Annotated in this window: 11 protein-coding genes; 7 read left to right on the forward strand and 4 right to left on the reverse strand. The window is 64.2% G+C overall.

Features of this window, described 5'->3' with window-relative positions; genetic code table 11:
* Positions 1 to 439: 439 nt before the first annotated feature.
* From FPZ47_RS30290 to FPZ47_RS23145, 5 genes are all read left to right on the forward strand, one after another.
* Positions 440 to 1,681: a PE family protein gene (locus tag FPZ47_RS30290; RefSeq protein WP_168209542.1), complete on the forward strand. Its 1,242-nt coding sequence runs from the start codon at positions 440 to 442 to the stop codon at positions 1,679 to 1,681.
* Between the two features lie 427 nt (positions 1,682 to 2,108).
* Positions 2,109 to 3,041, forward strand: coding sequence for an ATP-binding cassette domain-containing protein (locus tag FPZ47_RS23135; protein ID WP_144955991.1), 933 nt, complete (start codon positions 2,109 to 2,111; stop codon positions 3,039 to 3,041).
* Positions 3,038 to 3,799: an ABC transporter permease gene (locus FPZ47_RS29835; protein WP_246133570.1), complete on the forward strand. Its 762-nt coding sequence runs from the start codon at positions 3,038 to 3,040 to the stop codon at positions 3,797 to 3,799. The genes FPZ47_RS23135 and FPZ47_RS29835 overlap by 4 nt, the downstream gene beginning before the upstream one ends.
* The gene (locus FPZ47_RS29840) at positions 3,796 to 4,587 is read left to right on the forward strand and encodes an ABC transporter permease (protein ID WP_246133569.1); all 792 of its coding nucleotides are present in this window, start codon (positions 3,796 to 3,798) and stop codon (positions 4,585 to 4,587) included. The genes FPZ47_RS29835 and FPZ47_RS29840 overlap by 4 nt, the downstream gene beginning before the upstream one ends.
* 58 nt (positions 4,588 to 4,645) lie before the next feature.
* A complete protein-coding gene (locus tag FPZ47_RS23145) occupies positions 4,646 to 5,893 on the forward strand; it encodes a glycosyltransferase (RefSeq protein WP_144955988.1) in 1,248 nt (415 codons plus the stop codon).
* 272 nt (positions 5,894 to 6,165) lie between these two features.
* On the opposite strand, the gene FPZ47_RS23150 is transcribed toward FPZ47_RS23145, so the two are convergent.
* Positions 6,166 to 6,840, reverse strand: coding sequence for a class I SAM-dependent methyltransferase (locus FPZ47_RS23150; protein ID WP_144955984.1), 675 nt, complete (start codon positions 6,838 to 6,840; stop codon positions 6,166 to 6,168).
* Positions 6,841 to 7,359: 519 nt separating this feature from the next.
* Complete coding sequence (locus tag FPZ47_RS23155) at positions 7,360 to 8,193, reverse strand: putative capsular polysaccharide synthesis family protein (RefSeq protein ID WP_168209543.1); 834 nt, start codon at positions 8,191 to 8,193, stop codon at positions 7,360 to 7,362.
* Between the two features lie 553 nt (positions 8,194 to 8,746).
* On the opposite strand from FPZ47_RS23155, the gene FPZ47_RS23160 reads away from it, so the two are divergent.
* Positions 8,747 to 10,036: a glycosyltransferase gene (locus FPZ47_RS23160; protein ID WP_144955978.1), complete on the forward strand. Its 1,290-nt coding sequence runs from the start codon at positions 8,747 to 8,749 to the stop codon at positions 10,034 to 10,036.
* A 93-nt stretch (positions 10,037 to 10,129) separates the two neighbouring features.
* Here FPZ47_RS23160 and FPZ47_RS23165 read toward each other — a convergent pair whose 3' ends face one another.
* The gene (locus tag FPZ47_RS23165) at positions 10,130 to 11,377 is read right to left on the reverse strand and encodes a glycosyltransferase family 4 protein (protein ID WP_168209544.1); all 1,248 of its coding nucleotides are present in this window, start codon (positions 11,375 to 11,377) and stop codon (positions 10,130 to 10,132) included.
* 64 nt (positions 11,378 to 11,441) lie between these two features.
* Between FPZ47_RS23165 and FPZ47_RS23170 the strand changes: the two genes are divergently transcribed.
* Entirely contained in the window at positions 11,442 to 12,434 is a 993-nt protein-coding gene (locus tag FPZ47_RS23170) for a Gfo/Idh/MocA family protein (protein ID WP_144955972.1), read from the forward strand.
* A gap of 14 nt (positions 12,435 to 12,448) precedes the next feature.
* Here FPZ47_RS23170 and FPZ47_RS23175 read toward each other — a convergent pair.
* The coding region (locus FPZ47_RS23175; RefSeq protein ID WP_144955969.1) for a GMC oxidoreductase at positions 12,449 to 13,240 on the reverse strand (792 nt) is incomplete at its 5' end.

Raw genomic sequence — 13,240 nt, forward strand, 5'->3', positions numbered from 1 at the left:
CCAGCATCCCGCCGCCCATGCCGGTGCCCACCACGATCACGTCCCACACCAGGCGTTCGGCCTCGCGCGCGCCTAGTCTGCCGTCGGCCAATCGAGCTCCTCAGCTGGGATGACGCCCCGATCCTTTGCCCGGTCCGGGCGAATCGGGATCGTAGCATCCGGTGCCACGCACAAACGCGCTGTAGTCACCGTCCCGGCGATCGGCCTGCCGCACGTCGGTGATCCCGGCCGCCTCGCAAAGAGCGGCGGTACGGCCCGGCCGGTGCTATCCGGCCATACAGACCGACTCTCAGTTTGCCCACCGTACTTCGGCGGATAAGTACTGGCACGAGTAAAAGCGATCAATTCGACCTCGATAACACGGAGAGCTGTGTACTACACTAGCGGCGTCTACGAGCTTTACGTTCAGACCGGTCTCGCCGTTAGTCGGAGCCAGTGGATGTCTGCCTATGTGATCGCAACGCCGGACCTGATGGCCGCCGCTTCGTCGGATTTGGCCGGGCTCCGGGATTCGATCATGGCCGCCAATGCGGCCGCGGCGCCTGCGACGACGTTGCTGGTGCCCCAGGCCGAGGACGAGGTCTCGCAGGCGGTCTCACGATTATTCGGCGCTTGTGCTCAGCAGTTCCAGGCGCTGAACGCGCAGGCGGCGCTGTTTCACCAGCAATTCGTCAACGCTTTGGATGCTGCCCGCGCACAGTATTCCTCCACGGAGGCGGCCAGCGCGTCCGGCGTGGGAGGGTTGCAGGGCGCGTGGAACACGTTCAACGGCGAAGTCCAGACGCTTACCGGGCGACCGCTGGTCGGCAACGGCGCCACCGGGGCGTCGGCCACGACCCCTGGGGGCGCGGGCCAGGCCGGCGGGAACGGCGGGTGGATCATCGGCAACGGCGGCAACGGCGGGGCCGGCGCGGATGGCCCCAACGGCGGCAACGGCGGGGCCGGCGGCTCGGCGGGCCTGTGGGGCCACGGCGGTAACGGCGGAGCCGGTGGGAATGCCACAACTCCAGGCGGGAACGGCGGCAACGGCGGGGCCGGCGGGGCCAATGGATGGCTCGGCGGCGGCAACGGCGGGATCGGCGGGAACGGCGGGTACGGCGAGTCCGCATCGCAGCCCGGCCAAAGCGGCGGCAACGGCGGCAACGGCGGGGGCGGTGGCTTCAACAGGGCGATCTTCTCGATGACCGGTGCCGGCGGGCACGGCGGTAACGGCGGCTACTCCGTCGGCGGGGCCAGCGGCCAATCTCTGTTCTTCAACTTCCTGGCTCACCCCGGTGCTGCGGGTCTTGGGGGCGTCGCCGGTAACGGCGGAAACGGCGGCAGCGGCGCGGCCGGCGCGGCGGGTGCTTCCGGCCACAACGGTTTCAGCGGTGGCACCGGCGGTGCTGGTGGCTGTGGCGGCTATGCCGGCGCCGGCGGCACCAACGGCAACGGCGGCTACGGAGGCGATGGCGGTAAAGGTGGGGCCGCTGGTACCGGTGGTCAGGCGGGTCCGGGCGGTTATGGCGGCCCGGGTGGGCTGGCCGGCGATGGTCCGGGCGCGCCGGGTGTCGCAGGCGTCGCTGGTACGCCGATACCGCCGCCGCCGCTGCCGTGGTGGTATACAATATTTCCGCCTCTTCCTCCGCCGCCTCCGCCACTACCTCCACTACCTCCGTTACCGCCCTACCCCTTGTTTTGACCCGCCCCACCCGTGCCGGCACTGCCGGGGGCCGCCAGATACGTATGGATTGCTGCGGTGCGCCCCAAGGCTTTCCGCGATCTCGCGCAGTGACGGAGTCAGTTGTCAAAGAACCGCGTGTAGATCGGGCGTCGTCAGGCCCACTGACGCCAAGGGGGCCTCTCGCGTTGGCTTTGGCGGTGATCATCAACCCGGATTGTTGCCAACTCTCGATTCAGTCGAGGAGGTGGAGTATCAGGTTGCGCCCCAACGGATCTGATCCGTCGGCAAGTCCGCGCGGCCACTGCCCGGAACGGGAATTGACAAGCAGCACCGGGGTGACTACGCAGGCAGCGGCGAAGGGCACGGGAGCCGAGGAGGCCACCGCGAAACCGAAGGAACCGGTTTCTACTCAACACGCGTATACCGACGAGTATCGTCTGTGATCGTGATCGAGCTGGATGGCGTGGCCAAGACGTTCGACGGGGCAATCCACGCCCTGCAGGACGTCAGCTTTTTCGTCCCGACGGGGTCGATTTGTGCTCTGCTCGGTCATAACGGCGCCGGTAAGACGACCGCGATCAAGATCTTGTCAACGTTGCTGCAGCCCACCGCCGGCCATGCCGTCGTGGCCGGGTACGACGTCGTCCGAGAGCCGGCACGGGTACGGGCAAGTCTCGGGAGCATTGGCCAGCTCGCCGCGCTCGACCTCGAGCTCACCGGCCGGGAGAACCTGGTGTTGTTCGGCAGGTTGCGGGGATTGCGGCGCAAACATGCGCGGCTGCGGGCCGACGCCTTGATCCAGCAGTTCGATATGTCGCACGCCGCCGACCGGCCGGTACGAAACTATTCGGGTGGCATGCGGCGCCGCATCGATATCGCCGCCGGGCTGGTGGTTCTGCCGAAGGTGCTTTTCCTCGACGAGCCGACCACCGGGCTGGACCCGCGTAGTCGCCGCGACGTGTGGGACCTGGTGTCGTCGTTGTCGACCCAGGGCGTCACCATCCTGCTCACGACGCAGTATCTCGAAGAAGCCGATTTGCTCAGCGATTCGATCGTCGTTCTGAACAACGGTCGCATTGTCGCCAACGGGACCGCCGAAGACCTCAAGCGCCGCGTGGGATTGGGCTACTGCAGCGTGAGCCCGGTGAATCCGGCCGATCTCGCGACGGTTTTCGCCGCGGTCGCCGATCTCGACGGCGCCGAAGCCGATTACGAGGCGAACACCGTCTCGGTGCGCTCGCCCGATGGTGTCGCGACGCTTGGTGAGGTGTTTCGCCGGGTGGACCGGCTTGGTGTTGAGCTCGCCGACATAGCGCTGCGTAAGCCGTCCCTGGACGAGGCGTTCTTGCACCTGACCGGGGAGGTCACCACGACGTGACCGCGCTGGCTGCTTTGACCGAGCGCGTGATGCGCGTCGCAATGCGTGACGATTTGCCGTTCGCGGTGCTATCGCCCCCCGTTAGCTTCCTCGTCTTCAACTTCATGCTGAACAATGTGATCGACACCGGCGGAATGAGCTACCCGCAGTATGTGCTGCCGGTTGTCATCGTCCAGGTGATATTCCTCGGTGCGTTGACTACCGTTGACCGGGCTGCCCGCGACGTGCGCGACGACTTCGGGGACCGGCTTCGCACACTTCCCATTTCCACGGTGACGCCGATGATTGCCCGCATGTTGTACTGCCTCTTCCGGGGCACTCTCGGTCTGCTCGCCGCGATCGCGGCCGGGTACGTGTTCGGCTTCCGGATGTTCGGCGGGTTCGGCTACGCGGCAGCTTTTGCCGTTCTTACCCTCACGTTGACGCTGGCGCTATCGCTGGCGGCCGACGCAGCAGGGGTCCTTGCCGAAGTGTCGCGGAGCAAGACCGCGAGCAGTGGAGGGCTGTCTCAGCTGCTTCTGGTTCCCCAAATGCTGCTGGTCATGCTGTCCACCGGGATGGCGCCGGTCGACTCGTTCCCCGACTGGCTGCATCCCTTCGTGCGCAACCAGCCTATTTCGCAGGTGACGCAAACCCTGCGCGGGTTCTCCGCCGGCCACGTGGTGGTCAGCAATTTGGCGGCCAGTTTGGCCTGGTGCCTCGGGTTGCTGATGGTGTTCGGTGTGATCGCGGTGCGGGTACAGAGGCGGACGCAATGACCGTCAACGCGCCGTTGCGGAGTTCACTGGTCGCCGAAAGTCTGGTGTTTGCCGGCCGACACCTCACCGAGTGGCGGCGCCAGCCGGCGGTGCTGATCCAGAGTCTGGTGTTCCCCACCTTTCTGCTGATTACGTACAAACTGCTGGTCGGTAAATCGATCCTGCGGATCACCGGCACGGACAGTATCTACGGCTTGGTGCCGATGTGCGCCGTAGCCGGTGCGATGTTCGGGGCGGTTGTGGCCGGACGCACCGTTCCCTTCGAGCGCGACACCGGTCTGATCGGCCGATTGTGGGTGTTGCCTGTCAAGCGGGCCAGCGCGCTGACCGGTCGGCTGCTCGCCGAGGTTGTCCGCACACTGGTGAGCACCGTATTGATCACGGCGGTCGGTGTTGGACTCGGCCTTCGGTTCAAAGGCGGCTGGCTCGCCGTGATTCCGTTCATCTTGGTGCCCGTGCTGATCGTTGTCGTTTTCGCGATGGCAGTGATAGCGATCGCGGTCCGGTCCCAGACCGGTGCCGTGCTCTCCTGGCTGGCGGTGCCGGCCATCGGTTCGGTGTTCTCCAGCTCTGGTCTTATTCCCGCGGAAAATCTGCCCTCGGCGGTGCGGCTACAAATGCACCTGCAGCCGGTGTGGCCGACGATTGAGTCCATGCGGGCACTCGCTCAAGGTGATCCCGCGTTGTGGCCGCTTTTCCTGACTGTGGTGTGGGCTCTGGGCCTGGGCGCAGTGATCGGACCGCTGGCCGTCCGCGGTTACCGCGCGGCAGCCGAATCCCCGCACTGACACGTCTGCCAAGCACCGTCATCCAAGGCACACACGAGAACTGAAAGGCTGTTGCGGAATGAAAGTTGTGCTGGCATGTTACGGCACTCGCGGCGATGTCGAGCCCTGCGTTGCCATCGGCCGTGAGCTGCTGCGCAGGGGCCACGACGTCCGCATAGCCGTCACCCCCGACCTGGTTGGCTTCGCCGAGGCGGCCGGGCTGGCGGCGGTCGGTTTCGGGCCGGATTTCAAGTTCTATAACGACACGCAGCGTAACCTGTTGCCCGCAACCGATTTCCGCATCCTGTTGAACATCCCGCGTCTTATCAGGCTATCGCGCGAGGCTGAGATGCTTCTTGAGCAGACCTGGAGGCAGACGAGCGCGACGCTGACGCCCCTGGTGGAGGGGGCCGACCTGCTGGTCACCTATCAGCTTCTCGAGGAGTCCGCGCTCAACATCGCGGAGTATTACGGGATTCCGTTGGCCACGGTGCATGTCACCCCGAGGCGGGCCAACCGCCAGATACGCTCCGCCACGGTGCTGAACGAGTGGCGGCACTACTGGGGCATGTTTAAGAAGATCGACAACGCGCAGCGCCGTGAACTCGGCTTAGCGAAGGCGACAACTCCGTCGCCGCGTCGCATCGCCGAACGCGGATCGCTGGAAATCCAGGCCTACGACGAGGTGTGCTTTCCGGGGCTGGCGACCGAATGGGCGAAATGGGGTGGGCAACGGCCCTTTGTCGGCGCGCTGACGCTGGCGTTGGCGACGGAGACCGATGACGCGGTCGCGTCGTGGATTGCCGCGGGGACACCGCCGATCTACTTCGGGTTCGGTGGCACGCCGGTCGAGTCTCCGGCCGACACGATCGCCATGATCGCCGCGGCCTGCGAGCAGTTGGGCGAGCGGGCGCTGGTTTGCGCCGCGGCGTCTGATTTCAGTAATGTGCCGCAGTTCGAGCACGTCAAGGTCGTGGGAGCGATGAATTACGCGACAATTTTTCCGGCCTGTCGTGCGGCCGTGCACCATGGCGGCGCGGGCACGACGGCCGCGAGCCTGCGCGCCGGACTCCCCACATTGATTCTCTGGACGTGGCTTGATCAAGCCTTTTGGGGAACGCAGGTCACACGACTCAAGCTGGGCGCCGCTGGTCGTTTTTCAACCGCCACCAAGGAATCGCTGGTCGCGGACCTGCGCCGGATTCTTGCCCCTGAATACACCGCCCGAGCCCGCGAGTTCTCCACGCAGATGACGAAACCGACTGAAAGCGTTGCCAAAGCTGCCGATCTATTGGAAAAATTCGTCCCCCTGAAGAGTCTCCGCTAACTGACGAACCCGGGCCCTCGGGACGATCCTGCGGCGACTCTGGCTCACGATGACGAAGACACCGATACGCAGCACGCTTTATCCGCTAACGACATCCTCACCAGTCCTCACCAGGAAGGTGTTGCGAGAAACCCGGTACTGTCCAGAGCCAAGACGTCGCGCTGGCGCATGTGGCACAGTGGATTCTCTAAAGCGGATTCTCTAAAGCGCGAAAATTATTTTCTCAGGCCGAAGTTAAGGGTTCTCGTGCCTAAATTAAGGACGAGTGGATGTCAAGTTGATGGCGACGCCACGCACGCGTATTGCATATAGAAACAATCACTGAAATATCCGAAGCTTATGATGGTGAGCACCAAGGCAAGGGGGCTGTAATATGCGGTGATGCCCTTCATGCGCTGCATAGTGAAACCTGATGTGTTGAACAGCCGTTCTATACTCTTACGGGTAAAGAAGCGTAAGTGCGTGCGATCGAATATGCCATAGTCTTCCTGCGGAAAGTCCTTCCGGAAAACCACCTTGCTGAGCGCAGGTAGAAAGCGGATGTTTGGGATAGAGGCAACGACGACACCCCCGGGGGCGAGTTTGCGCCGAAGCTGCCGAAGTGTCGAGCCCGGATCAACAAGATGCTCCAGGACGTCATTGCACACGATCGCGTCGAAGTAGATGTCGGGTAGTTCGGCGATCCGCTCGTCGGCATCTCCGACGAGGACTCGATCGATGACGGCACGTGCATGTTCGGCTGCCTGTGGGTTGAACTCGATGCCCCAAACTTCTCCGCCTGTACGTTCCTTGACTGTGGCAGCAAATGCCCCCTCTGCGCAGCCGAGTTCCAGCACGCGTTTTGCGGTCGCAGGCACGAACGGCAACATTTCCGGCCGTAGTTGACGATAGTAGGCCTCAACTTCGGCTGGATCGGAGACCTGATTCCGGCTAATCACGAGGCGCATAACTGATCCATTCTGTCGGGCGGCGCATCCTGAGCATACACTGGGCGATTCTTCTGGACGGCAGATCGCTGGGACCCGGCCAGAGGGCTCTCCCACCGGCCTCCTGGTGGCGGGTCATTGTTTGTTCGCGTGGAACCCTTGCCCGTCAGCCAGCTTCGCGCGACAAGGGTTAGGCGTGCTGCATCCGTTTGCAGACAACGGTTTTCAAGCGATGGAGCGCCCGTCGCTTCGGCGACGTCGAGCTGGATTACCTGTTCGCACCGGCGGACGCACCGGGCCGCGCAGCCTTGCCTCAAAAGTTAAGGCCACCTCGGCAAACGAAGAGCGACGGCCCGCTGCAAAAGTGTCAGTGCCGGAATTGCCGCGTTTAAGGCAGCCGTCAGAAAGCATCGCGTCGATCTCACGCCCTCTGCCATCTTCGGGTCTGCATTAGACGAGGCGTGCCCCCGCGACCCAAAGCCGATTCGGAACTGCGCTACTCTTCACCTACTAGCTGGGAGCGTGGCGGGAGCGTGGCGACTAGTGGATGTCGCCCGCCCATTTTGACCGCATGCTCGCCAACTCTTCATCGGTGTAGAAATAGCGTGCATAAGGAGTGGAGTAGGCCGCGTCGAGATCGGCGTCCGGAAATGTTATTTTCTGTTTGAACTCATTCATCAAGTCGAAGTACCACTTCCGCGAAGAAAGGTTGGCGGGCCGGAGGCGATCAATCCGGGAGGACTCTCCATAGCGCTCGACCACGAACTGGTTCAGTGCATCCAGGTGATTCTTGTGGAGGTCTTCGAACCGGAGCACCAGTACCCGCCACTTTCCTTCCCGGAAAATCTGCCAGCCCTTTTCCGGATCGAACCCATGGTCATATATCCGAATGCCGGTGGCCGGTTCGAAATGGCGGTCAAACCATTCCGTTGCCTGCGGTATGCCGTCATCCCATGCGTGAAACCGGTCGACCAATTCGTACATGCCCGCGTTCAGGGCGGCGTCCACTGACTTGAAGCAAAAGGGATACTCGGCGGTGGGGTTCTCCTGATTCACCGCAAGGTTTTGGAAAAAGCATGAAATCTTGCGGGCCAACGGATCCCGTGTGGCAGTGATGATGTCGAAATACTCAGCCCCCTTGGCGCGTCGGCCCACACGGTAGGGTTCGTACGTCGCATTGAAGTTCTCAAGCAGGTGCAGATGGTAATAACGGTAACGGGCCTCAAGCGTTTCCTCGTGTGTCGTGGACCCCACCTTGCCCATCTGAAACACAAAGAGTGGATCCCGAAATCGCCCGCGAGTTCGACGCCAGGCGAGCACGGGATTCAGCGTCCACTTCGTCCTCGTAATCTGCTGTGGCTGTTGCTCCGGCATCGCCATCAGTATGCTAAAGATGTACTGCATATGCAACCGAAACAACAGAATTAAGCTATGATTTACGGCTTTTCGCACGTGAGAACGGGTGCAGGAGACGCCGACTCATTGTTGGTTCGGCAAGGGTGGAGGCCCTCGGATGACGGGGGTTCTCACACCGACCATCCCAAGGATCGCGACGTGTCCGTAGTGGACGTCGGCGGGGTGAGAGAGACCCCGCCCACCTCGCTGAGGCAATCAACGACCAGCGTGCTGGCGTACTCGACGCCTCCTGCTGCCACGGGGGCGGGCTCCCGATGTCGTGCCCGACCGGGTGCAGTGACGGTGCAGTGACAGAGTGCGGGCGCGTCGCGGACTCCCGCGCTTTCGGACAGGTCGTTGGCGGCGAACGCCGCAGCGGGAGCAGATCAACGAATGGTCGATCAGCCAAACCAATGGCCCAACGCCCCGCCGATAATCCGGGAACCGGTAATAATGATCGCGATGCCGTGGACGAAACCTACGCCCATGATGACTGAAAGTGCCCATGACAACTGAAAGGCCAGAGGCCGCGATGAAACTTGTACTGGCATGCTACGGAAGCCGCGGTGATGTCGAGCCCTCCGTGGTTGTCGGTCGGGAGCTGCAGCGCCGGGGGCACGACGTGCGGATGGCCGTTTCGCCCAATCTGGTCGGCTTCACTGAGGAGGCGGGCCTTGCGGCGGTCGCCTACGGGCTGGACACGCAGGCCCTGCTGGACGCGCAGCGCAACTACTGGACATGTCGGTTCCGCACTCCGTGGAATATCAAAGAGCTGAACAGGCTGCAGCGCGAAAATCTGGAGATCTCAAACCAATGCTGGCGCGAGATGGGCACGACGCTTGCGTCGCTGGCCGAAGGGGCCGACCTGCTGTTCACCGGGCTGACCTTCGAGCAGCCCGCCGCCAACGTCGCCGAGTATTACGGCATTCCGTTGGCCACACTGGATTACTACCCGATCCGGGCCAACGGGCAGCTTCTGCCGTTCCTGCCGGCGCCGTTGATCCGCCGCGCGTGGGCCATGGGCGAATGGATGAATTGGCGCGCGATGAAGAAGACCGAGGATGCGCAGCGCCGGGAACTGGGCCTACCGAAGGCCACGCGCCCCACGTCGCGCCGGATCACCGAACGCGGTTCACTGCAGATCCAGGCCTACGACCAGCTGTGGTTTCCCGGGCTGGCCGCCGAGTGGGCGAAGTACGACGGTCAGCGGCCCTTCGTCGGCACCCTGACGATGGAGTCACCGACCGATGCCGACGAGGAGGTCGCGTCGTGGATCGCCGCGGGAACACCGCCGATCTTCTTCGGCTTTGGCACCATCCCCATCGCATCCCCGGCCGACGCGCTCGCCATGATCGGCGCGGCCTGCGCCGAGGTCGGCGAGCGGGCGCTGGTCTGTGCCGGGTCGAGCGACTTCAGCAATGCCCACGACTTCGAGCACGTCAAGGTGGTGAGCACGGTCAACTACGCGACGACCTTTCCCGCCTGCCGCGCGGTCGTGCACCACGGTGGCGCGGGCACCCTGGCCGCAGGCCTGCGTGCCGGAGTCCCGACGTTGATCCTCTGGACGCTGCCCGATCAGATTATTTGGGGAGCTCAGCTCAAACGACTCAAGGTCGGCTCCGCCCGGCGTTTTTCGTCCGTAACCCGTAAATCGCTGGTCGCAGAACTTCGCACCATCCTGGCCCCGCACTACCTCACTCGTGCCCGCGAGATCGCCACCCGGATGACCAGACCGGCCGAAAGCGCCGCAGCCGCTGCCGATCTCCTGGAAAGTTTCGCCCGCCTGCGGCGCGTCGGCCGATCGGTGGAGCCGAGCCGTTGAGGTGAAGGCCGTTCCCGGGCGCCGGCAACGCCGATCCGCCCATGGTGCGTGAGATTGACCATCTTTGGCGCGAAGCCATCTCGGGCATGCGCATCAACACAGGCCGAGGATGGTGGCGAGTTCATTGTCGTGACGGTGGCGTTCGAAGCGCTGCGCGGTTTCCACCGCACGAACAGCCAGGCTGCGCCGCAGCTCCTCGTCCGACTCGAGCGTCATCAAGTTGGCCGCGAGTGCGTTCGCGTCCCCGGCGGGGCTCAGCAGGCCGTTGACGCCTGAATCGATGATCTCCGGGGTGCCACCCGCGTTCGTTCCGCACACCGGCAGTCCGGCTCTCATCGCCTCCACGGTAACGCGGCCGAACGCCTCGCACTCGCTGCACATGAGACCGACATGGGCGGCGGACCAGTAGCGTTCGACGTCGTCCGTCGGCCCGTGAATGTTCACCAGGTCGGCGACGCCCAGGCGTCGAGCAAGCTCGCGAACGGGTTCTTGGTCGCCGGCACCGACGACTGCCAACTCGATGTCGACACCGGCCTTGCGGGCAAGGGCAACAGCCTCGACGGCAAGTTGTTGTCCCTTGGATTGAGAAAAACGACCGACCAGCACCACTCGCATCGGCTCGCCCGGACGCCGCTGCGGCGGCGTCGCGAGTGCTGCGTCGATGGCCGGATAGAGCACACACGTCTTCATCGTCGGATCCACCGCGAGTAGCGATCTCTCGACTGCTTGCGAACTGCAGATCACCGTGTTGGAGAGCCGGCCAATCGCACGGACGGTCCTGCGGTAGCCCAGGAAAAACCGAAGCTGATGGTCGTGCTTCCCGAACTCGCAGACCATCCAGTAGTGCGGGATTCCGAGCAGTTTGGCGGCGAGCGCGTGCGAAGGAATGCCCATCGTGTTGGTCAACACCATCGTCGGCCGCTCTCGAACAAGTAGCAACACCGCCCGCAATATGCCCGGCAGGAGCAGCGCGAGGACGATCGCCTCAACAAGCGGGACGAGAAGCGCGCCGACAAGCGCCTGGGCGAGTCGCGAGGTGAGGCCTTCCCGCCACTGTTCGTAGTAAGCCCACCACGGCACCCAGGTGATCTCGGTCCGGATACCGTATCCGGCGCACTCCGTCGCGAGGCTTCCCTTGCGGGGGTAAACGCCGACCAGATCGAGGTCTGGCCGCTTTTTCCGGAGCGCCAAGACCATGTCACGAAACCCGAACTCAGCCCCGCCGTCCAACTCCCATCGGTGGGAGATCACCAACACGCGGGGCAGGTCGCTTCGTGTGCGTGATGCGCCGATCGCGTGCCGCCCCGCCTTCACGCGGCGCCAGATGTCGGCAGCGACCATTGCGACAGTATGCCCAACCGCGCCAGGGCACGAAAACACTGGGTCAGGTGCTAGCATCCCGGCCATGGCTGGAGGCGGCGCCCCGGTGCGGATCGGCATTCTGGGGGCGGCCCGCATCGCACCGACGGCCCTGATCAAACCGGCTCGGAAAAACGCCGAGGTCGTGGTGGCGGCGGTGGCCGCACGCGACGTGTCGCGCGCTCAAGCCTTTGCCGCCAAACACCGCATCGCCCGGGTGCACGACAGCTACGAGGCGCTGATCGCCGATCCGGACCTGGACGCGGTTTACAACCCGCTGCCGATCGCCTTGCACGGCAGGTGGACTCGGGCTGCGCTGGACGCGGGTAAGCATGTGCTGTGCGAAAAGCCGTTCACTGCCAACGCCGCCGAGGCCCGCGAGGTCGCCGAACTCGCCGCGAAGTCGGGCCGGGTTGTGACGGAGGCTTTTCACTACCGCTACCATCCCTGTGCTTTGCGGGTCGACGAGATCATTGCCTCGGGGGAGTTGGGCAAGCTGAAGCGGGTGGAGGGGCACTGGTGCTTCTGGATGCCGAAGTCCTCGCACAACCGCTACAACTACGCCCTGGGCGGCGGCGCGCTCATGGACCTCGGATGTTATGCGGTCGACATGGTGCGCAGGTTCGGCGGTTCGACTCCAGAAGTCGTTGCGGCGCAGGCGAAACTGCGCGGCCCCGAGGTCGATCGGGTGATGACGGCCGAATTGCGGTTTGCCGGCGGGCACACCGGCCGGATCCACTGCTCCATGTGGTCGACCGATCTACCGCGCCTCACGGTAAGGGTGGTCGGCGACCGCGGCGAACTGCGGCTCCATCCGCTGGTACCGTTCCAGCGGTTCTCAGTCCGAACGTCCACCGGAAAGCGGGTGGAGAATTTCCCGGCGCAGCCCACCACCTATGCGTGCCAGCTCGATGCTTTCGCCGCGGCCGTGCTGCACGGTGAACCGGTGAAGACGACACCGCAAGAAGCGATCGAGAACATGACCGTCATCGACGCGATGTATCGCGCTGCCGGCCTTGCGATTCGGATGCCGGCCTGAACGGATCGACCGCGTCAGTCGGAAAAATGTGCCTGGTTGAGGTGCTCGGCCACCCGCAGGGCGTTGGCGGCGACGGTCAAACTGGGGTTCAGACCGGCGCTGGACGGGAAGAACGAGGTGTCCACCACGTAGAGGTTGGCGACTTCGTGGGCCCGGTTTTGGGGGTCGAGCACGCTGGTCTTCGGATCGGTGCCGAAGCGGCACGTGCCGCACACGTGACCCAGGTTCGCGTTGGCTTCGCCGCTGCCCACGGACAGGTGGCGAAACGGCTGCAACACCGCTTTCAGTTGGCGCAAAAACGCTGCGCGGCGTTCGATCTCGCTGGGATGGAGCCGGTACCGAATGCGCAGCCGTTGGCGGCCGTCCAGGCTGGGCCGGTCGGAGGGCAGCACGCGGTTGTCCAGATAGGGCAGGTCTTCTGTCATCGCGGCCAGCAGCAGTCCGCCGGTGAAGAACCGCGTGTAGACCTGGCGTACCGCCGGGCTCATCAGGCGCAGCGCCTTGCCCCGCCAGTCGGGGCGGTTGGTCAGCCACTGCATGGGCGGTATCGCGCCGAAAGACTGCACGGTGCCGTGCTTCTGGCCCTCCCACAAATAGAAGTCGTTGAGCCCGATCTCCTTGTTCGCGGCCGTGATCTTATGGCCGGAGTGCGGCCAGACCTCGAACGTATCCAACAGGTGGCGCATCAGGTTGCGGCCCACGTAGTCCGAGCCGTTGGCCAGCCCGCGCGGCCACTGCCCGGAGCGGGAGTTGAGCAGCAGCAGCGGGGTGGCCAGCGCGCCGGCGGCCAGCACCACCACCTTGGC

The sequence above is a fragment of the Mycobacterium helveticum genome (genome assembly GCF_007714205.1).
GTDB classification, from domain to species: domain Bacteria; phylum Actinomycetota; class Actinomycetes; order Mycobacteriales; family Mycobacteriaceae; genus Mycobacterium; species Mycobacterium helveticum.